Here is an 18,490-nt window from a genome sequence, read left to right on the forward strand (position 1 = left end):
AAGTGATCGTCACGCTTGACGCGCTGCAGCGGGCACAATTAGGATACGATCGTTTCCTAATATCGCTAAGCGGCAGGCATGCCGCCATTATCAACCCGCAGCGCTACCCCACTTCCATTGCAGACAAGGAACAACGCCATGATCCACGGTTCAATGCCGCCCGCGCCACAGGGTTTTAGCCACAAATTCGCCGCCGTCAACGGGTTACGCTTTCACTATGTTGAAGGGGGCGCGCCTGGCGAGCCGACCGTGGTGCTGATGGCGGGTTTTCCAGAAAGCTGGTACGCCTGGCGTCACGTGATGCCCCAACTGGGGAGCCGCTTCCATGTTATTGCGCTCGATTTGCCCGGTCAGGGCGACAGCGATCGCCCGTTGGAGGGCTATGACACACAGACTGTCGCTCGCCGCACCCACGATCTTCTCGACCATCTGGGCGTCAGGCGATACAGCCTCGCCGCCCATGACGTCGGCGCGTGGGTCGCCTTTCCCTATGCGCATCTGTTTGCGGAAGAAGTGACGGCGCTAGCGCTGATGGATGCCGGTATCCCCGGCGTAAGGGTGGACTCACCATGCCGGTGCTTGGCTTAAGCGCCGATCAGGGGTCAATCCCGGATATGTCTGCCCTGCTGCGCGCGTTTGCCGTTGACGTCACGGGCGAAACAATCAAGGCGTGCGGCCATTTCCTGCCCGAGGAGCAACCCGACGCCGTCGCGGACGCCCTGACGCGATTCTTTTCGCGCCAGGCGGCCTCAGCGCGCGCGTCCGTTCAGGAGATCGCCCGCATGTAACCGCGCTACTCTCCTCCCCGCAGCGTGATGCGCGTCAGTTCCGACGGCCGCCCTAACCGGATCGCCATGCCGGGCCAGAGGGCGGTGCCGTTATTAACGTAAAGCTGCATGCCCTCCACCTGGTAAAGCCCGGAGACAAAACCGCCGTTGGGTTTGCCGAAGAGCCGGTCAAAGCCGGCGATCAGCCCGCCATGCGTATGGCCCGACAGCTGTAAATCGACCTGCTGCTGCGCATTCTGGCGCGCGTTGCGCGGCTGGTGGTCGAGCAGAATAACCGGGGCGTTTTTCGGCGCGCCTTTTAACGCCAGTGCCAGATCGGGGCCGTCCGCCTCTCTCCGCGATGCAGAGATGTCAGGCAGGCCCGCAATCACCAGCTCCGCTGCGCCGCGTTTGACTATAACGTGGCTGTTATGCAGGGTCGGCAGGCCCAGCGAAGCGAGGTGCTCGGTCCAGCGCCGCTGTTCAAAAAAGTATTCGTGATTGCCGGTAATGGCGTAAACGCCGTCCGGCGCGTGCAAACTGGCAAGCGGCGCCACATCCTGCCTGCGGTTTTGCACGGTACCATCAATCACATCGCCTGTTATAACGATGAGGTCGGCATTAAGCGCCATGGCCCTGTTGACCATCTGCGTGGCCCAGGCGGCATTAAAGAGCTTAGTGATATGCAGATCCGTCAGCTGAAGAAGCTGGTAGCCCTCAAACTCGCGCGGTAGATGATTAATTCTGATGGTGATCTCTTTCACCGGCGGCACGCGTATCGCCTGCTGTACGCCAACGGCCGCCAGCGCCATAGCCAGCAGCGCCGCCAGATAACGCACCATCGGCGCAATCTCCAGCGGGTGCCCGATCAGAAGCGACAACAGCGCCAACGCGTCAATCAGCATCTGCAGCAGTGCAAGAAACAGCACGGCGCCGAACGCCCAGTTGCACAGAATGATCAGCGCGCGGGGCATCTCCGGGGAAAAGATGCCGCCTGCGGTAAAGCGGCGGATCAACAGGTATTGCGAGGCCAGCAACACCAGTGCTGATAAGAGGATTTTTAACGCCAGCGGCATCGCTAACGGGAGAAGGAAACGCACGATGACATACCAGCTCGGTATACTGAAAATCAGATGAAACATGGATCGTCCCTGGGTTACAGGCGCTTGTTCAGCGCGAAAAGGAGTCTGACAGAATGGTGTAACGCGTGCTCAGGCGTTTAAGCGTAGCACGAATGCGGCTGGTCGCTTCGTGATGATCCCAGGCGTTGATGGCGTGAAAGGATTGCGCTGAAGGGGTTTTCAGCCACGTCTCGCGTGAGATCGCAGAGGCGCGGCTGAAGCGAAGAAAATTACATAATACCGGCGACGGATTTCGCCAGCTGGGCTTCCAGCACCGGCTTAGCCTCTTCAAATTTCAGGTTGACCTTATTGGCGTTGGAGACCACGCGCGTCTGATATTTCACGCGGTTGCCCTCTTCGCTGCTGGTCTGCAGCTTAATACCGGCGTTCCCCTGACGCAGCGCACCGATATTTTCGGTGGTGACGGTGGATTTGCTGCGCTCAGAGATTTGCAGATCGGTCACCATCGTGAAGTTTACGTCCTCGATCAGCGCATCTGCCGCCATGCCTGCCAGCCCGGCCGCGAGGCCAATTCCCAGGACAGCACCGCCCGAGTTGCTGTTATAAGCGGTAATGCCAGCACCCAGCGCCGCGCCGGTAGCAGCGCCCTCATAGCCCGTCGACAGGAAACCCTGCGACTGACGCAGATCCATTTTTTCTGCCTTGAGCACGTTGGCCTGAATCCAGTAATAGGCTGTGTCGGGTGAGGATGTCACGGTGTAGCCTTTAGCGCGCAGATCCTGTGCCAGTAATGTCTGAAGATCGCTCATATCTTTGTCTGACGTGTTGCGCACCTGCAGATAAACCGTTTTTTCGTTTGACGGCTCAAGCCACACTGTCTGGCTCATCTGCGTTTTGACGTCGAGATTACGTTTCTTGATGGCCGTTCCCATTGCGCTACAACCTGAGAGAACCAGACATGATGCGACGACAGCCGCCACAACGGTATTGCGGTGTTTCATTTACTGCTCCTTGTTAAATTAAAAAACGGGGCAGTCTCGCCCCGACGCGCACTCCGGTGAGGGATATAATTGAAAACGCATCCTCTACCGTCAGAGTGGCGGGATGATTATCGGCCGAAGGGTGAGAAACTTAAATCTATTTCATCGGTATGGCCGGATCGCAGAGGGATTTTTGGCGGGCTAAGCCCGCCAGGCGGGCGCTCAGGGTCACTGGCAACAGGAGAATTGATAAAGGAAACGCCACGATAGAGGCCTGGCCGGCGAACACAGCGCGGCCTGGTGACGATTAACCGCGATATCCGTCAGCCAGCAGCCCAAACAGCCGGTCGTACCGCCACGCGTTATTTAAATTGTTCAGACAAGATTCTGCCTTTTCAAATAGGCCGCCAGCCGATGTTTGAATCGACGCGTCTGAAAACCTATTTCACTCCAGACATAGAGCGGCGACTTAATGAAAATCTCCCGCTCTTCAGCACGAATTTGCGCGCATTTTTCACAGCGGAGACAGCGGTCGTAAAACCAGAAATATTCGTCCCGACTTAAAAGCGCGCGGCAGTGCCTGCAGTAAGCTCCCATACATTCCTTATTATTTGATGCGTTCGCCAGCGGTCAAAGCCGCGTTTAACGCCTGATGTTAACTGCGACGCTTTTGCTGGCGGCGAAGCATCCAATAAATAACTGGCACTTCCCACCTCCGGCAAATTCCGCAGTCTGACCTGTTGCCTCAACCTACGGGCTCAGCGGCACTGGTAGCAATGAGAGTTATTCTCAAATATAGCGCTCTGCGAGCGCAGGCAGGATTTTTTCGCCAGATAGTGGTTAAGGAGACGACAATGGCGCACGGGCGTCACGCTGGCGGCGCGGTGGCCGCCAGCAGCGCGAGTGCGTAATCGGGCCAGCAGGAAGCAGGCCTGACACTCGGTTTCCGTGCAGTACACATAAAAAAACCCGGCCTTTTGGCCGGGTCGCAGATTGCAGGCAAACGGTGGTGGTTTATCTGTCAGGTCGCTTTAAAAGCCTTCCAGTACAATTTTGCCACACGCGCGGTTGCTCTCAATCAGCGCATGGGCGCGACGCAGGTTTTCCGCGTTGATGACACCGTAATGCTCGCCTTTAGTGGTACGCAGCGTGCCATCGTCGATCAGGCGGCGCACGTTTTCCAGAATCTCATTCTGGCGCGCCATATCCGGCGTCTGGAACAGCGAGCGGGTAAACATCAGCTCCCAGTGTAGCGAGATCGCTTTACGCTTCAGCGGCATCGCGTCGAGGGTGTCTGGATCGTCAATCACCGCCAGACGGCCCTGCGGCGCCAGCACTTCGACGATCTGCTGATAGTGCTTGTCAGTATGGGTCAGGCTGGCGACATAGCGTACCTGCTCGACGCCGATTTCGTGCAGCCCTTCCAGCAGCGGACGGGAGTGATCGATCACGTCGTGTGCGCCCAGTTCGCGCACCCACTCGGCAGTTTCAGGACGCGACGCGGTGGCGATAACGCGCAGCCCGGTCAGCTTGCTGGCGAGCTGGGTCAGAATCGAACCGACCCCGCCGCCCGCGCCGATAATCAGCAGCGCTTCGTTCTCCTGCTCTTTCACCTCAAGGCGGTCGAACAGCAGCTCCCAGGCGGTTAGCGAAGTCAGCGGCAGCGCGGCGGCATCGGCGTTGCTTAGCGAAGCGGGCTTGTGACCGGCGATGCGCTCATCCACCAGGCCATACTCCGCATAGGAGCCGGGGCGATCGATGGCGCCCGCATAAAACACCTCGTCGCCGGGCTTGAACCGCGTCACGCTCTCGCCAACCGCTTCTACCGTGCCGACGGCGTCCCAGCCTAGAATGCGCGGCTGCTGTGTCGGCGCGTTGTTGCGCACTTTGGTATCGACCGGATTGACGGCGATCGCGGCGATTTTTACCAGCAGATCGTGCGCGCCCGGCTGGGGCTGCGCCAGCGTGGTGTCGTAGAGCGATTGCGGATCGGCGATCGGCAATCCATTCTGGCTGTAGACGATAGCTTTCATCTCTGTTCCTTTTTGCAGTAATAAGTTTGCTGATGCTGGATAACAGCATAGGCGGGCTGCGCCGGAAGAAACACCTGCTGGCAACAGCAGCACTTTCACTGCGGGAGTGAAAATAGCCGTCCCGGCGGAAAACGGTGTCAAATGAAGCGGATAAAAAATCGGCAGTCGCACCGCCATAGATGTACAGACGTCTAGATGTAGATTATAGTCCTTTCCCTACGACAAAAGGGATCTGGCTTATGAACAAAAAAGTGCTTTCTATTCTGCTGGCCGCGTCAGTTACGCTGCTTAGCGCCTGTAATAAAGATGACGACAGCAAAATCAAAGTGGCTATCAACACCGGTCCTGACCAGACATTATGGGAGACCGTTAAACAGGTGGCGCATGACAAATATCATCTGGATGTCGATGTCGTGGCGTTCAACGACTACGTGCAGCCCAATGAAGCGCTGTTTAATAAAGATGTCGATGCCAACGCCTTCCAGAGCCTGCCCTATCTGGAGATGCAGTCTAAAGAGCGCGGCTACCATTTCGCCGTGGTCACCAATACCTTCGTCTTCCCGATTGCTGGCTATTCGCGCAAAATCAAATCGCTGAATGCCCTGCCGGACGGCGCAACGATCACCATCTCTAACGAAGCGACCACGCTGGGCCGCAGTCTGCTGCTGCTGCAGGCACAGGGTCTCATCAAGGTGAAGCCGGAAGCGGGCCTGCTGCCAACCACGCTGGACGTGACCGACAACCCGAAAAAACTGAAGTTCGTCGAGGTCGATACGCCGCAGCTGGCGCGCACGCTTGACGATCCGCAGGTTTACGTTTCTATTATCAATAACAACTTCGCCGCGCTGGCGAATCTCTCCGCCTCGCGCGACGGCATGTTTATGGAAGGCAAAGCCTCGCCGTACGTGAATGCCATCGTGGCGCGCGAAGATAATAAAGACAGCCCGAATATCCAGAAGCTAAAAGAGGCGTTCCGCTCGCAGGAAGTGCTGGATAAAGCCAATGAGCTTTATAAAGGCGATATTATCAAAGGCTGGTAACTCCGCCTCGCCTCCGCCTGCCATACAGGTTGCGGAGGCGGTTCGCTCGCCTGTTCCGACATGTCAAAACCCGCCAGAATGTAATCAAATGAAAATATCTTCGCTAAACCTTCGTTAAGTTATCAGCCGCTGTTTCCATAACATCTCATTAGCAATTAAAGCTAAAACGCATAACAAATTCTGGCGTTTATTACTTTCGTTACGACCGAAAACAGAGATAACCGTGCGTTAATGTCATAAGGAGTCGTCTGATGAAAGAGTTAGTGCAGGATGTTTTATCCATTTTCTCTCCGCAGAGCGTGAATCCCGTATTGATTCGTTCGGGCCTCACTCAGCGTGAAATCGCTTCCGTGCAGCCCTTCGCCGTAATGTCGGTGAGCTGGGCGACCTCTATGGAAGAGCTTAACGCCGCGTTTGTCCATAAAGCGCGTGAAGCGGGCGCGGTCGGCTATCACATTACCGATGTGGAATCGCATAAAGCGGGCAGCGACGTCCAGCCGCTACTGGCGGCGAAAGCGACGCTCTACACCATCCCCGACGAAAGCGACCATACGCCAGCGGCGGCGGGATTTATTCTGTAACCGGTCTGAATCGACGCAGACCTTAAATGCCCGCTTCTGTCTGTTATAAAACACCCTTTCCTTTCAGGCTCAGGCGGCCCAGGCCGCCGCGGCCTTCACCCGGCTTTTTGCCTTCCACGCCTCCGTCAGCGTCTATCCCTGCTACCCTTTGACGACTTACCGGCTAGCCGTGCAGGCGGCGAGCCGACAGAACAGCACGTTATGGAAACCTTTTGGGTAGGAGCGTTATGACGTCTAAAGGAAAGGAAAACGGCGGCAACCAGCCGCCTTGCAGCAATTACAGCGGCGTCAGCGTTCAGGGTGCGAGAACGCATAATCTTAAGGATCTCTCCTTCACCTTTCCCCGCAACGCCATGGTCGTTTTTACCGGCGTGTCGGGATCGGGCAAGTCGTCGCTGGCGTTCGACACGCTCTACGCAGAGGCGCAGCGGCGCTTTATGGAGTCGATTGCGCCCCATGCGCGTCGCCTGATAGATCAGGCGTCGGCCCCCGACGTAGACAGCGTTGATGGCCTGCCCCCGGCGGTTGCGCTACAGCAGAGTCGGGCGGGCGTACAGGAGCGCTCCACCGTCGGCAGCCTGACGCGCGTTTCTGCGACCCTCAGACTGCTCTATTCCCGCGCCGGAAAGCGGCCTGACGGCGTGCCTTTTCTGGCGGCCGAATCCTTTTCGCCTAACAACCCACAGGGCGCCTGTCCGGCGTGCCAGGGCATGGGCAGGGTGCATCAGGTGAAGCGAGAAGCGCTGGTGCCGGACGCCTCCCTGAGCATTCGAGAAGGCGCTATCGCTGCCTGGCCGCACGGCTGGCAGGCGAAAAACCTGCGCTCCATCCTGGAGGCGCTGGATTACGATATCGATGCGCCATGGGAAGCGCTCTCTGAACGGGACAGAGAGTGGATCCTGATGACCGATGAGCAGCCCTCGGTGCCTGTCTTCATGGGGCTGAGCGCCGAACAGCGTAAAGCGGCGATAGCGGCAGAGGTCGAACCCGCCTATACCGGCACCTATACCAGCGCCAGAAAATATGTGCTCCAAAGCTATGCAGGAGGCAAAGAGAGCGTCAAAAAGCGCCTTTCCCGCTTTGTCGCGGTAGCGCCCTGCACGCTTTGCCAGGGGAAAGGACTTAACCAGGATGCGCTCTCCGTGACCTTCGCAGGCTACGACATCGCTGAAATGGGCGAGCTGACCATCGCTGAACTCAAAGCGCTGTTTTCCCCGCTGGCGAAGGGTGCCTCTTCTCTCCTTCCTGAAGAGGCGGCGCTAAGGGAAGCCGCGATCCGCATGGCGGCGGATATGGGTGGACGGCTGGACCAGCTGGAAAATCTTGGCCTCGGCCATCTCTCCCTCGGCCGCAGGACAACGATGCTCTCCTCTGGCGAGCTACAGCGCATCCGGCTGGCGACGCAGCTGATCTCACAGCTTTTTGGCGTCATGTATGTGCTGGACGAACCGGCGGCCGGTCTCCATCCGGAAGATGTGCGCGCGCTGATCCACTCGCTGCGCGCGCTGCTGGCGGCGGGCAACTCCCTGGTGATTGTGGAGCACAATCTTGACGTTATTGCCGAAGCGGACTGGCTGACGGAAATTGGACCCGGGCCGGGCCGGCTGGGCGGCGAAATCGTCTATAACGGCGCGCCTTCAGGCCTGACGCGCAACGGCCAGTCAGCGACGGCAGACTACCTGCACGGCGACCGCTATCCCGGCCTGCGTCAGCGCAGACTACCTGAGCAGTGGCTGCAGTTTGAACAGGTAACCTGCAATAACCTTCACGCGCTCGATTTTTCGCTGCCGCTCGACAGAATGACCGTGATTACCGGCGTTTCCGGCTCAGGCAAATCGACGCTGCTGATTCGCGTCCTGCCCGCATTGCTCCAGCGGCTGGACAACACGCCCGCCGACGAAGAGGAGGATGAGGAGGAGGATGCCACTACGGCGGTTCAGGGCAAAGTGGTTGCCGGCGGTGCTTCTCTGAAGCGGCTGGTACGTATCGATCAGCGCCCTATCGGCCGCACACCGCGTTCTAATCTTGCGACCTATACCGGCTTTTTTGATACCGTCAGGCGGCTGTTTGCCGAGACCGATGAGGCGAAGAGGCGCGGCTTCGATGCCAGCCGTTTTTCGTTCAATCTGCCCGCTGGCCGCTGCCCCGCCTGCGAAGGACAGGGGCTCATCACCATTGAGCTGCTGTTTATGCCGCAGGCGAGCGCGCCCTGCTCCACCTGCGGCGGCGGTCGCTATAACGCCGAGACGCTTGAAGTGCGCTGGAACGGCAAAACCATCGCCGACGTGCTGGCGCTGACGGTAGACGAAGCCGCTGAGTTTTTCAGCGACAACAGCACTATTCAGCGTTCGCTCACCGCGCTTAAGGCACTGGGTCTGGGCTACCTGACGTTAGGCCAGCCAGCGACGGAACTGTCAGGCGGGGAGTGCCAGCGCATCAAGCTCGCCTGGGAGCTGCAGCGCGCGCAGCGCGGCAAAACGCTCTATCTGCTCGACGAACCCTCAACCGGCCTGCATCCCTCAGACATGGATAAGCTGATGCGGGTGCTGGATCAGCTGGTGAAACGGGGCGATAGCGTGGTGATGGCGGAACACGATATGAGAATTGCCTCTGAGGCTGACTGGATAATCGATCTTGGCCCGGGCTCGGGGGAAAACGGTGGTCATATCGTGGCCGCCGGGACGCCGGAAGCGGTCAGCCGTGCAGAGAACAGCGTGACCGCACCCTATTTAGCCCGGTGGCTTAAAAACAGGCGCGGCGATCCGCAGACGTAGCGCGAGAGATGATTTCGCGACTCGCGAAAATCCAGCCCTTTAACAGACAAACCAGCAGGCAGCCGGAGGCGTGTTATCTCCGGCTGCCTGATATGCGAGACAGGAATACGCGAGCCCTGAAAAGATCCTGTTCGGACGCAAAAGCGCCACCCTTTTCGCTGCCTGAAAAAAAACCGCACAGCAGCAAATAGAGTGTTACTGTTATTTAGGTATGTTGTAACTATAGGCAGACTGGATGTTATTCTGGTTTTATCTGACCTGAACCCACCTGCTTACGCAACACAATAAACCTTGTGATAAATCAATATTGGAACTTGCTGCTATTGAAACAGCATCAGGCAGATGCTATAACTGCGCCGTGTCTGTTACTGGAGTACAATCCGTCCACCGATGAGAAGCAACAGCGTGGATGTCTTGTTTATTTTATGCGCGTAGCGTTTATCAATCTTTCTCATTTCCTCTGCTCTCTTTCCGTCTGCAATATCGCCGATCGGCACTGGCGTAGCGCCCTGTAGCCTCCTCTCCTCGTTTCCCTATGCCAAAAGGAACTTGCGCCCGTGCGGTGCAGGTCGATTGAATTATTACGACAGGAGTGAGCCATGTTTGCATGGGTTTTATTATTACTTGCTATTTTTAGCGAAATTATCGGCACGCTGGCGATGAAATGGTCCAGCGTCGACGAAAGCGGTTCAGGTTATTTAATCATGCTGGTGATGATCGCCTGCTCCTATATTTTCCTGAGTTTCGCTGTCAAAAAAATTGCGCTCGGCGTCGCCTACGCTTTATGGGAAGGCATTGGCATCATATTAATTACGATATTTAGCGTCCAGCTGTTCGGAGAGCCGCTGTCGCCGATGAAAGTCGCCGGCCTGGCGGTGCTGATCGCCGGTATTATGCTGATCAAAACCGGTACCACGCAGAAAAAGGAGCTGCAGCATGTCATCCGCTGATATTACGCATATGCTCTGGCTGGCGCTGGCGATCCTGCTGGAGATCGCCGCCAATATCTTCCTGAAATATTCCGACGGCTTTAAAAAGCCGCTGCTGGGCATCGCGTCATTGCTCTCGGTGCTGCTGGCGTTCAGCGCGCTCTCCCAGGCGGTAAAAGGGATTGAGCTGTCGGTCGCCTACGCGCTGTGGGGCGGTTTCGGCATTGCGGCTACCGTCGCAGCGGGCTGGGTGCTGTTTGGCCAGCGACTCAACGCGCGAGGCTGGGCGGGGCTCACCCTGCTGCTGGCGGGCATGATCTTAATTAAGCTCGCCTGATAGCGCGTAACGTCCTGCTGCTGCCGGACGTTACGGCTCCAGCCGCGCAGGAAATGTTTCCTGCAGCCAGCTAATAAAGACCCGCAGTCGATGCGTCACATAGCGATTTTGCGGGTAAACCACATGGAAGGGATAGCGCGCTGGCCGCCACGGCGCCAGAATCTCCACCAGCCGCCCCGCCTGGATATGCGCCGCGGTAGCATAGGTGAAGGTCTGTACGATACCCATGCCTGCCAGCGCCGCCGCCAGATGCGCGTTGCTTTCGTTTACCCCGACGCGATACTCCGCCTTAATCTCCGTTTTCTCTCCGTCGCGCGCAAAGCGGAAGGGAAAGGCGCGTCCGCTCTGCGGCGAAAGGTAGCTGATCAGCCGGTGGCCATTTTTCAGCTCCTCAGGATACGCCGGAACGCCATAGAGCTTAAGATAGGCGGGCGTGGCGCAGGTGATAAGGGTGGCAAAGCCGATCTGGCGCGCGATCAGCGAGGAGTCGTTTAACGGCCCGCCGCGGATCACGCAGTCGACATTATCGCTAATCAGATCGACCGCGCGGTCAGCGACGCCGAGATCGATATGAATATCGGGATAGCGCGCCATAAAATCGGGCAGCGCCGGGATCAGCACCTCGCTGGCGGTCGAGCCGCCAACGTCAATGCGCAGGAGACCGCGCGGCGAGCAGCGCGCCACGTTAAAAGAGGCGTCGATATCCTCAAGATCGTGCAGAACGCGCAGCGTTTTCTCATAATATTCCTGCCCTTCCGGCGTCACCGTAACGCGGCGCGTGGTACGCTGCAGCAGACGGATGCCGAGATGCGCCTCCAGCTCCTGCACCAGCTTGCTGAGCGTGGCGTTCGGCATATTTAACGAGTCCGCCGCGCGGGTAAAATTGCCCGCTTCCACCACGCGGGCGAACGCCCGAATCGCCATTAGCTGATCCATCATCCCTCCTGATCTACGATTATCCACCCACAGAAATAGTGCTTTTCATTTTACAGGATTTTTCAATAAAGCCGGAAGGGATAGATTGCTCCTCAGCGCTGCAGTGACCTGGCGCTGCGACCCTAACCTATATGCTTAAAGAGGAAACGATCATGACTCACGCACTTAGCGGCAAAATCGCCTTAGTCACCGGCGGCACCAGCGGTATCGGCCTGGCGTCAGCACAGCAACTCGCCGCACAGGGCGCGCGCGTTTTTATTACCGGACGCCGTCAGGAAGCGCTGGATGATGCGGTCGCGCTTATTGGTTCCGCCGCGACTGGCATTCGCGCCGACGCCTCGCTTCTCACCGATCTGGATGCGGTCTACGCCGAGATAGCGCGCAGCGCCGGCCACCTGGATATTCTGTTCGCCAATGCAGGCGGGGGCGACATGCTGCCGCTGGGCGCGATTACGGAAGCACATTTCGACCGTATCTTCGCCACCAACGTGCGCGGCGTGCTCTTTACCGTACAAAAGGCCCTGCCGCTGCTGGTAGACGGCGCCTCGGTAATTCTGACCTCATCCACGACCTCGGTGCAGGGCACCGCCGGATTCAGCGTTTACAGCGCCAGCAAGGCGGCAGTGCGTAACTTCGCCCGCTCATGGGCGCTGGACCTTAAAGAACGCGCTATCCGCGTTAACGTCGTCAGCCCAGGGCCGGTGCGTACGCCAGGCCTGGGTGAGCTGGTGGATGAAGCCAGCCGCCAGGGCTTGTTCGACGCGCTGGCAGCGCAGGTGCCGCTAGGTCGCCTGGGCGAACCCGAAGAGATTGGCAAGGTGGTCGCCTTCCTCGCCTCTGATGCAGCCAGCTTTATCAATGCGGCTGAACTCTTTGTCGACGGCGGTATGGCGCAGGTCTAAGGCTGATGCCCTGCAGGAAATTGTCTGCAGGGCCTTGCTGTAAACAGAAGTTGTACAGCCTAAGAAGCGTCCTGAAAGCACTTGACGTTTTGCTCGCTTTAACGACAATACAAAGAGTTAACTAAGTTCATGCTCATTTGAGAGCATTTTTTGCAAAAAAGTTATCGCAATTTTTTTGCATATTCTTGTACACTTTTCCAATCGATGTACAGCTTGTCAGTTTTCTTAACTGATCATCGTTTAACTCATTTTGGGGTAAAATTATGCGTCAGAGCAGCAGCCTTCTCTCTTCATCCGAAGATATCGCACGTTATTTTCGTGAAGCCAGCCTGCCTTCCCAACAGGAAACGCTGGGCCAGATCGTTGTTGAGCTTCTCCGTGCGGGAAAAAACGTCAATCGTAAAGGGATTTGCACTAAGCTGGTTAGACGACTGGAAGTAGCCTCGACGGCGGAAGAAGAGCAACACTATCAGCGCCTTATCGGCTTATTATTGGGTCGTTAATACCCGATTATCGTTACGATTTCCGTTTTAACTGGCACGACCTTAGATATAAGCAGGCATTCGCTGGCTTCGGCCAGCACCAGCCGGGTGCGCTGGTTCTTTCTGTAGTCAACCGCACCTCAATCCTGCCCCAATTGCTGGGGCGTGCAGCGGGACACAGAGCAAATGTTATGTATAAAAGTAATGAAGAAAGACTGACCGATATCGTTATTGGCGAGGCGACGCTGGAGCTGCTGTTGTCTGACAAAGCGGTCTCCAGCCGTGCTTTGATGGACGTGCTGCAGCGCATGGCGGCCGAAGAGACGGATGAAGAGCGTCAGCAGGTTATCGCTCGCGCCATTAACGAGGTGCAGCAGAACCTCACCACACAATCTACTCAGTCTCGCGTGACATTACGCGATCGCAACAACAATGAGCATCACTTTAAGGGCGATGCGATACCTGGCGATAAACGCAGGCATTGATCCTCTCTTTTCCGGTTTTCCTTTCAGGAGCACTCGATGAATATTGCCTGTTTAGGTTGGGGCTCGCTGATCTGGAAACCGGGTGATCTTCCCGTTGAAGGCGCGTGGCATCAGGATGGCCCGCGCTTTCCCATCGAGTTCTCCCGCACCAGCGACGGCGGCGAGCTGGCGACCGCGATCTGCATGAACGCGCCGCCGGTGCCGGTGCTCTGGGCCAGGCTGGCGACACAGGATTTAGGTCAGGCCTGCCTGCAACTTCGCGAGCGCGAAGGGATCCCTGATGAACGCGTCGACGGCATCGGTATTTTTTCCCTAACGGCGCATACGCCCGGCGTGCTGGCCGAGTGGGCGCGCGCGCGCGAGCTGGATGCGATTATCTGGACCGGGCTGCCGCCGAAGCTGGGCAGCGTTGAAGGGTTCGTTCCCACGCTGTCGCAGGCGATAGACTATCTGCAGCAGCTGGAAGGCAGAGAGGCAGACCACGCGCGCGCCTATATTTTGCAGGTGCCCGCGCAGATAGATACCCCTTATCGCCGCGCGATTACCGCTCACTTCGGCTGGGATCGATAACCCCTCTGGTCAGCGCATAGTCATAAAGGCGCTGACTGGCGAGATTCTTCATTTTCACCTCGCACATGATATCGAAGGCGCTAAACGATAGCGCCCAGTCGTTAAGCGTCGCATTGAAATAGTAGTCGGAGTGCGCGCGCAGTTTGGTTTTCGCTACGCCCAGGCTGCTCTGATCGGGATAGCCCTGTTCCGGTATCAATCCTTCCTGCGAGATCGAATAGTGCAGCACCGGCTGAACGTCGCGCCATGACGCCAGAATCTGGTCGATACGGCTATCGTCTGGCTGAATAAAGGCGTTCTCTTTCACCCAGTGGTGGTGAATATCCAGCACAATGGGACAGAGCGCCCTCGCCTGCAGCACCTCATCCAGCGAACAGGAAATCTCATCATTTTCCACCGTCAGCATATTGCGCGCTTCAGGCGTAAGCTGACCAAAGGCCTGCTTAAACCCCTCGAAGCCTTTCTTGCCGTTCATATGGATGTTGATTTTAAAATCCTGAAACGTTTTGCCGTAGCCCATTAGTACGGCGCAGAGCGCATGGTACTCCACATCTTCGATCGCCCGCTGCACCACGTCGGGGTTATCCGACGCCAGCACCGAATATTGCCCGGGATGGAAAGAGAGACGGATGCCATGCTGACGCGCCAGCGCGCCACAGCGCTCAAACAGCGGGTAGAGATCGGGCAAAAATTCGCGGTAGAGCGGCATCGCTTCCGGCACGGTAAAGAGCGGCAGCAGATCGCTGCCGATACGCATCATGCGCAGGGTTTCAGGCTGGGTCGCCAGCGTTTCAAGCAGGCCAGCAAGATTCGTCAGGTTCAGGCGGGCAAGGCTGGCGATCAGCGCCATCTGCTCATCGCGCGGCAATCTGAGAAAGCGGGTACGGGTTGTGCTCTTGAACGGGAAATGTTGTTTGCCATCTGCATCCAGATATTTACACGCGAAGCCTAATTTCATATTTCCCCCTGTTAAACACAAACAGTAAGTTTAACAGTTATTTGAAAACCGGCTGGATGCAAGACGCGACAATCAGGAATGCCTGCGCAGAGGGCGCAGGCATCGCGGTCAGGCACTCGCTTTTTTCGGCCTGTTGCTGCTGTAGATAAAGAAGAGCGCAATCGCCAGGCAGACCACCGCCGCCAGCCGACCTGGCGAGAAGGCGATCGCCGGATTGCCTAACCAGCCAAAATTATCGATCAGCATGCTCATGGCGAGCTGGCCGAAGATCACCGCGACGGTGGCGACGGCCGTTCCGATACGCTGCACCGCCAGCACCATAATCACGATATAGGGAACGCCGCACAGCGCGCCCAGCAGCTGCCACTTGGGCACCTCCATCAGGCTCTGCGCCTGCGGCGGCTCAAAAAAGAAGATCAGCAGCGCCGTCACCACCGCGCCCAGCGCGAAGGTAAGAAAGGCGCAGCGGAAGACGCCGACTTTGGCGCCGAGCTGGCCGTTAATCGCCGCCTGAACACTCAGCAGCGCGCCGCCCAGTACCGCTAAACAGATCATAAAAATCGTCATATTAACCTCGGGCGACCAGCGCCAGTGCGATAACAATAAACAGCAGCGCAATGATGCGCTTGCCATCGATTCTGCGATGCGGCGTGCCCAGCAGGCCGAAGTGGTCAATCACCAGGCTTTTGAATACCTGACCGGCAAGAATGCCGATCATCGTCATGGCGATGCCGATCACCGGCGTCGCCAGCGTCAGGACCACCACGTAGCCAGGGCCTAAAATCCCGCCGAGCAGCTGCCAGCCCGGCTGGGCGAAAAACGACGGGCTGTTGCGCGGGCTGAAAAAGAGCATCAGCAAAAAGGTGAGCGCCGCGCCGACGCCAAAAATGCTGAACGTCGCCCAGAGATCGCCAACCTGCTGACCCAGCGGCCCGAGCAGCCCCGCCTCTACCGACAGTCCCATCCCGCCGGCGATAACCAGTAATAGAAAAATGAGTTGCATAATCGCTTCCTTTAAATCGAAGCGGAACAGCATAATGGCGTCGATTAAATTAAAAAACGCTATAGTGTGGCAAACACCTTTGCAGGAAATGCATTAATGGACGGCACCGGCTCGATTGATCTGCGCGCGCTGCGCTTTTTTCTTGGCGTCTACGACGCGCAAAATTTTTCCGTGGTGGCGCGGCGCGAAGGGGTCTCCGCCTCGGTGGTGTCGCGGACGATTCTCCAGCTGGAGGATGCGCTGGGGCAGCAGCTCTTCTACCGCAATACGCGCGCGGTGATCCCGACCGAAGCGGGTCGGCTCTTTATCGACTATGCGCGCGCCATCGACAGCCAGTTTAGCGACGCGCGACAGGCCTTGCAGGCGCGCTCGCTTCAACCGTCAGGCCTGGTGCGGCTCAATGCGCCCGTCTTTTTCGGCCAGCGGCATATCGCGCCCTGGCTGGCGGGCCTGTCGGCACGCTATCCGCTGCTGGAGATTGAGCTGACGTTGACCGACGACTATGTCGACCCCCACCGCACCGCGACCGACCTTATCTTTCGCATCGGCACGCTCACTGACTCCTCGTTTCACGCGCGGGTGCTGGGCAGTCAGCGCTACTATCTGGCCGCCGCGCCAGACTACCTCGCCAGGCATGGCGCGATCGCCAGCCCGGATGCACTGAGCGAGCATCACTGTCTGGTCTACCGCGGCTCCGTGGGGACTAACCGCTGGCTGTTCCGACGCGACGACGCGCCCTGGGTGCACTATCCGGTTAGGCCGCTGCTGTCGTCGAACAACGCCGAGACCTTGCTGACTGCCGCGCTGGGCGGTATGGGAATGGTGCTTTTTCCTGACTGGCTGACGGGCGATCATCTGCGCACGGGCAAACTGGTCAGACTGCTGGAGGAGTATGAAGCGGGGATCTCTCCTGTGCCGCAGCACATTGCCGCCATTTATCCCAATACGCGTCATCCACCGCTCAGCGTGCGTGCGGTGATCGATTATTTTGTCGAGGTGTATGGTTCGCCGCTCTACTGGCAACGCGAGGCGTCAAACGAGGCTCAGAAGGCGTAGATCATTACCCGGGTCAGCGCGAGAAAACAGGAACGGCGGCAGATAACGCGTTTTCCATCCTGTCTGGCTTTCTGGCATAAAACATTCTGACTGAGACGCAATAAAAAGCCGGGTCATAGCGTAACGGCCATTTTAAGCGAAGCGGTTAAGGCTGAAAAAAAGTGTTTCAGCGCGCCGCCAGATTTATGGATAAAATTAAAGCGAACCGGCAGCAGGTTATGACTTTTTTTTAGAAAACAGCCTCCGGCATACTTTTTTTTATTTCTGAAAAAAACCGCTAGACAATTCCTGCGCGACCTCTGTTAATGTGTGCCTCACAAAAGCCAAGACTGGAATTATCCATGCTGACAACAATAATTTATCGCAGCCATCTGGCAGACGACGTGCCTGTAAGAACGCTGGATAATTTAGCTACACGCGCCAACAGCAAGAATGAAACCTATGACGTTACCGGCATTCTGCTGTTTGACGGCACCCATTTTTTCCAGCTTCTGGAGGGTTCCGATGCAGCGGTATGCGCCATATATGAACGCATCTGCGCAGACAAGCGTCATCATAACTTAGTGGAGTTAATGTATGACTACTCGCCGTCGCGCCGCTTCGGCAATGTCGGCATGGAGCTGTTTGACCTGCGCAAATATGACAAAGAGACGGTGCTGCAGGCGGTGCTTGATAAAGGCACCTCAAAATATCAGCTTACCTATGATGACCGCGCCCTGCAGTTTTTGCGTACTTTCGTCGAGGCGAGAGAAAAAGCCAACTATTTTGAAATCCCTTCTACTGACACGCTGCAGTTTGTCGTGGAAGAGAGGCTGGAAAAAGCCATCGCCCCGCCGGACGCCGCCGACTGCAGCTTCGCCTTTCAGCCGATTATCGATCCGCTGAAGCAGCAAATCGTCTCGCTGGAGGCGCTGATCCGCACGCCAGACGGCAGCGCGCCGACTGACTATTTTGCCCAGTACTCCGGCGACGATATTTACGCTGCGGATATTAAAGCGAAAGGCGTCGCCTTCGCGCTGGCGAAAAAGCTCGACATTCAGGGCCAGACGCTATCGGTCAATTTGCTGCCAATGTCACTGGTGGTGGTGCCTAACGCGGTAGAGATTCTGCTGGAGCAGATCAAGCAGAACGGGCTGGTGCCGGAGCAGGTGGTAGTGGAGGTGACGGAAAACGAGGTGATTTCACGTCTTGATGAGTTTACCGTCGCCGTTAAGCAACTGCGTGCGGCAGGCATCAGCATTGCGCTGGATGATTTCGGCGCCGGTTTCGCCGGGCTGTCGCTGCTGTCGCGCTTCCAGCCGGACAAAATTAAAATCGACCGCAACCTCATTATCGACGTGCATAAAAGCGGGCCGAAACAGGCGATTGTGCATGCGATTCTTAAATGCTGCTCCTCGCTGGAGATCAGCGTGATCGCCGAAGGGGTTGAGAAGCCGGAAGAGTGGATGTGGCTGGAAGCCGCTGGCATCAGCAATTTCCAGGGTTATCTGTTTGCCCGCCCGCAGCTGAACGGTATTCCGGCGGTCGCCTGGCCAGATATTCAGTAAGCTGACCAGATGGGCCGCCTTTCGCGCG

General features: G+C 57.3%; 18 protein-coding genes and 1 pseudogene. 12 read left to right on the forward strand and 7 right to left on the reverse strand.

All coding sequences use genetic code 11. From position 1 onward, the window contains the following. Positions 1-138: 138 nt before the first annotated feature. Positions 139-788 (forward strand): annotated as a pseudogene (locus ACR6A7_RS03255) (alpha/beta fold hydrolase). Positions 789-793: 5 nt separating this feature from the next. On the opposite strand, the gene ACR6A7_RS03260 reads toward ACR6A7_RS03255, so the two are convergent. The 3 genes from ACR6A7_RS03260 to ACR6A7_RS03270 all read right to left on the reverse strand — a co-directional run bounded on the left by ACR6A7_RS03260 (position 794) and on the right by ACR6A7_RS03270 (position 4,862). After that, a complete protein-coding gene (locus ACR6A7_RS03260) occupies positions 794-1,909 on the reverse strand; it encodes a metallophosphoesterase (protein WP_434123349.1) in 1,116 nt (371 codons plus the stop codon). A 209-nt stretch (positions 1,910-2,118) separates the two neighbouring features. Continuing rightward, on the reverse strand, positions 2,119-2,850 hold the full coding sequence (gene traT / locus ACR6A7_RS03265; RefSeq protein ID WP_434123350.1) for a complement resistance protein TraT: 732 nt from the start codon (positions 2,848-2,850) through the stop codon (positions 2,119-2,121). Between the two features lie 1,010 nt (positions 2,851-3,860). Continuing rightward, on the reverse strand, positions 3,861-4,862 hold the full coding sequence (locus tag ACR6A7_RS03270) for a zinc-binding alcohol dehydrogenase family protein (RefSeq protein ID WP_434123351.1): 1,002 nt from the start codon (positions 4,860-4,862) through the stop codon (positions 3,861-3,863). Positions 4,863-5,101: 239 nt separating this feature from the next. Here ACR6A7_RS03270 and ACR6A7_RS03275 point away from each other — a divergent pair, with 239 nt between their 5' ends. The 5 genes from ACR6A7_RS03275 to mdtI all read left to right on the forward strand — a co-directional run bounded on the left by ACR6A7_RS03275 (position 5,102) and on the right by mdtI (position 10,523). Continuing rightward, positions 5,102-5,902: a MetQ/NlpA family ABC transporter substrate-binding protein gene (locus ACR6A7_RS03275; RefSeq protein ID WP_434123352.1), complete on the forward strand. Its 801-nt coding sequence runs from the start codon at positions 5,102-5,104 to the stop codon at positions 5,900-5,902. Between the two features lie 251 nt (positions 5,903-6,153). Continuing rightward, complete coding sequence (locus ACR6A7_RS03280) at positions 6,154-6,483, forward strand: YdgH/BhsA/McbA family protein (protein WP_434123354.1); 330 nt, start codon at positions 6,154-6,156, stop codon at positions 6,481-6,483. Between the two features lie 227 nt (positions 6,484-6,710). Beyond that, on the forward strand, positions 6,711-9,257 hold the full coding sequence (locus ACR6A7_RS03285; RefSeq protein ID WP_434123356.1) for an excinuclease ABC subunit UvrA: 2,547 nt from the start codon (positions 6,711-6,713) through the stop codon (positions 9,255-9,257). 599 nt (positions 9,258-9,856) lie between these two features. Further along, positions 9,857-10,207, forward strand: a complete 351-nt coding sequence (gene mdtJ, locus ACR6A7_RS03290; protein WP_434123358.1) for a multidrug/spermidine efflux SMR transporter subunit MdtJ — start codon at positions 9,857-9,859, stop codon at positions 10,205-10,207. Continuing rightward, positions 10,194-10,523 (forward strand): multidrug/spermidine efflux SMR transporter subunit MdtI, encoded by a 330-nt coding sequence (gene mdtI, locus ACR6A7_RS03295; RefSeq protein ID WP_434123359.1) that lies wholly within the window; start codon positions 10,194-10,196, stop codon positions 10,521-10,523. Before mdtJ ends, mdtI begins: the two co-directional genes overlap by 14 nt. A gap of 30 nt (positions 10,524-10,553) precedes the next feature. Here the strand turns inward: mdtI and ACR6A7_RS03300 are convergent, their stop codons facing one another. Further along, on the reverse strand, positions 10,554-11,459 hold the full coding sequence (locus ACR6A7_RS03300; RefSeq protein WP_434123360.1) for a LysR family transcriptional regulator: 906 nt from the start codon (positions 11,457-11,459) through the stop codon (positions 10,554-10,556). A gap of 152 nt (positions 11,460-11,611) precedes the next feature. On the opposite strand from ACR6A7_RS03300, the gene ACR6A7_RS03305 reads away from it, so the two are divergent. The 4 genes from ACR6A7_RS03305 (at position 11,612) to ACR6A7_RS03320 (ending at position 13,898) form a co-directional block, all read left to right on the forward strand. Beyond that, positions 11,612-12,361: an SDR family oxidoreductase gene (locus tag ACR6A7_RS03305; RefSeq protein WP_434123362.1), complete on the forward strand. Its 750-nt coding sequence runs from the start codon at positions 11,612-11,614 to the stop codon at positions 12,359-12,361. Positions 12,362-12,624: 263 nt separating this feature from the next. Next, entirely contained in the window at positions 12,625-12,864 is a 240-nt protein-coding gene (ycgZ, locus tag ACR6A7_RS03310) for a regulatory protein YcgZ (RefSeq protein ID WP_434123363.1), read from the forward strand. A 170-nt stretch (positions 12,865-13,034) separates the two neighbouring features. Beyond that, positions 13,035-13,328 (forward strand): hypothetical protein, encoded by a 294-nt coding sequence (locus ACR6A7_RS03315; protein ID WP_434123364.1) that lies wholly within the window; start codon positions 13,035-13,037, stop codon positions 13,326-13,328. Between the two features lie 36 nt (positions 13,329-13,364). Next, positions 13,365-13,898, forward strand: a complete 534-nt coding sequence (locus tag ACR6A7_RS03320) for a hypothetical protein (RefSeq protein ID WP_434123365.1) — start codon at positions 13,365-13,367, stop codon at positions 13,896-13,898. Here the strand turns inward: ACR6A7_RS03320 and ACR6A7_RS03325 are convergent. The 3 genes from ACR6A7_RS03325 to ACR6A7_RS03335 form a co-directional block, all read right to left on the reverse strand. Beyond that, the gene (locus ACR6A7_RS03325; protein ID WP_434123367.1) at positions 13,870-14,856 is read right to left on the reverse strand and encodes a UV damage endonuclease UvsE; all 987 of its coding nucleotides are present in this window, start codon (positions 14,854-14,856) and stop codon (positions 13,870-13,872) included. The genes ACR6A7_RS03320 and ACR6A7_RS03325 overlap by 29 nt on opposite strands. A gap of 108 nt (positions 14,857-14,964) precedes the next feature. Continuing rightward, positions 14,965-15,423: a DMT family transporter gene (locus tag ACR6A7_RS03330; RefSeq protein WP_434123369.1), complete on the reverse strand. Its 459-nt coding sequence runs from the start codon at positions 15,421-15,423 to the stop codon at positions 14,965-14,967. Position 15,424: 1 nt separating this feature from the next. Then, positions 15,425-15,859, reverse strand: coding sequence for a DMT family transporter (locus tag ACR6A7_RS03335; RefSeq protein ID WP_434123370.1), 435 nt, complete (start codon positions 15,857-15,859; stop codon positions 15,425-15,427). Positions 15,860-15,955: 96 nt separating this feature from the next. Between ACR6A7_RS03335 and ACR6A7_RS03340 the strand changes: the two genes are divergently transcribed. Together ACR6A7_RS03340 and ACR6A7_RS03345 are read left to right on the forward strand one after the other, a co-directional pair. After that, complete coding sequence (locus ACR6A7_RS03340; RefSeq protein ID WP_434123372.1) at positions 15,956-16,915, forward strand: LysR family transcriptional regulator; 960 nt, start codon at positions 15,956-15,958, stop codon at positions 16,913-16,915. Positions 16,916-17,256: 341 nt separating this feature from the next. Further along, entirely contained in the window at positions 17,257-18,462 is a 1,206-nt protein-coding gene (locus ACR6A7_RS03345; protein WP_434123373.1) for a diguanylate phosphodiesterase, read from the forward strand. Positions 18,463-18,490: the final 28 nt, after the last annotated feature.

Origin of the sequence: Pantoea phyllosphaerae (assembly GCF_051025595.1) — a bacterium.
In the GTDB taxonomy this organism is placed as follows: Bacteria; Pseudomonadota; Gammaproteobacteria; order Enterobacterales; family Enterobacteriaceae; genus Pantoea.

Bases quoted from the DNA above. Each gene is read 5' to 3' on its own strand.
- ACR6A7_RS03275 (WP_434123352.1), top strand. From the start codon at position 5,102: ATGAACAAAAAAGTGCTTTCTATTCTGCTGGCCGCGTCAGTTACGCTG.
- mdtJ (WP_434123358.1), top strand. From the start codon at position 9,857: ATGTTTGCATGGGTTTTATTATTACTTGCTATTTTTAGCGAAATTATC.
- ACR6A7_RS03270 (WP_434123351.1), bottom strand. From the start codon at position 4,862: ATGAAAGCTATCGTCTACAGCCAGAATGGATTGCCGATCGCCGATCCG.
- ycgZ (WP_434123363.1), top strand. From the start codon at position 12,625: ATGCGTCAGAGCAGCAGCCTTCTCTCTTCATCCGAAGATATCGCACGT.
- ACR6A7_RS03305 (WP_434123362.1), top strand. From the start codon at position 11,612: ATGACTCACGCACTTAGCGGCAAAATCGCCTTAGTCACCGGCGGCACC.
- ACR6A7_RS03335 (WP_434123370.1), bottom strand. From the start codon at position 15,859: ATGCAACTCATTTTTCTATTACTGGTTATCGCCGGCGGGATGGGACTG.
- ACR6A7_RS03325 (WP_434123367.1), bottom strand. From the start codon at position 14,856: ATGAAATTAGGCTTCGCGTGTAAATATCTGGATGCAGATGGCAAACAA.
- ACR6A7_RS03340 (WP_434123372.1), top strand. From the start codon at position 15,956: ATGGACGGCACCGGCTCGATTGATCTGCGCGCGCTGCGCTTTTTTCTT.
- ACR6A7_RS03285 (WP_434123356.1), top strand. From the start codon at position 6,711: ATGACGTCTAAAGGAAAGGAAAACGGCGGCAACCAGCCGCCTTGCAGC.
- ACR6A7_RS03300 (WP_434123360.1), bottom strand. From the start codon at position 11,459: ATGGATCAGCTAATGGCGATTCGGGCGTTCGCCCGCGTGGTGGAAGCG.
- ACR6A7_RS03320 (WP_434123365.1), top strand. From the start codon at position 13,365: ATGAATATTGCCTGTTTAGGTTGGGGCTCGCTGATCTGGAAACCGGGT.
- ACR6A7_RS03280 (WP_434123354.1), top strand. From the start codon at position 6,154: ATGAAAGAGTTAGTGCAGGATGTTTTATCCATTTTCTCTCCGCAGAGC.
- ACR6A7_RS03260 (WP_434123349.1), bottom strand. From the start codon at position 1,909: ATGTTTCATCTGATTTTCAGTATACCGAGCTGGTATGTCATCGTGCGT.
- mdtI (WP_434123359.1), top strand. From the start codon at position 10,194: ATGTCATCCGCTGATATTACGCATATGCTCTGGCTGGCGCTGGCGATC.
- ACR6A7_RS03315 (WP_434123364.1), top strand. From the start codon at position 13,035: ATGTATAAAAGTAATGAAGAAAGACTGACCGATATCGTTATTGGCGAG.
- ACR6A7_RS03345 (WP_434123373.1), top strand. From the start codon at position 17,257: ATGCTGACAACAATAATTTATCGCAGCCATCTGGCAGACGACGTGCCT.
- ACR6A7_RS03330 (WP_434123369.1), bottom strand. From the start codon at position 15,423: ATGACGATTTTTATGATCTGTTTAGCGGTACTGGGCGGCGCGCTGCTG.
- traT (WP_434123350.1), bottom strand. From the start codon at position 2,850: ATGAAACACCGCAATACCGTTGTGGCGGCTGTCGTCGCATCATGTCTG.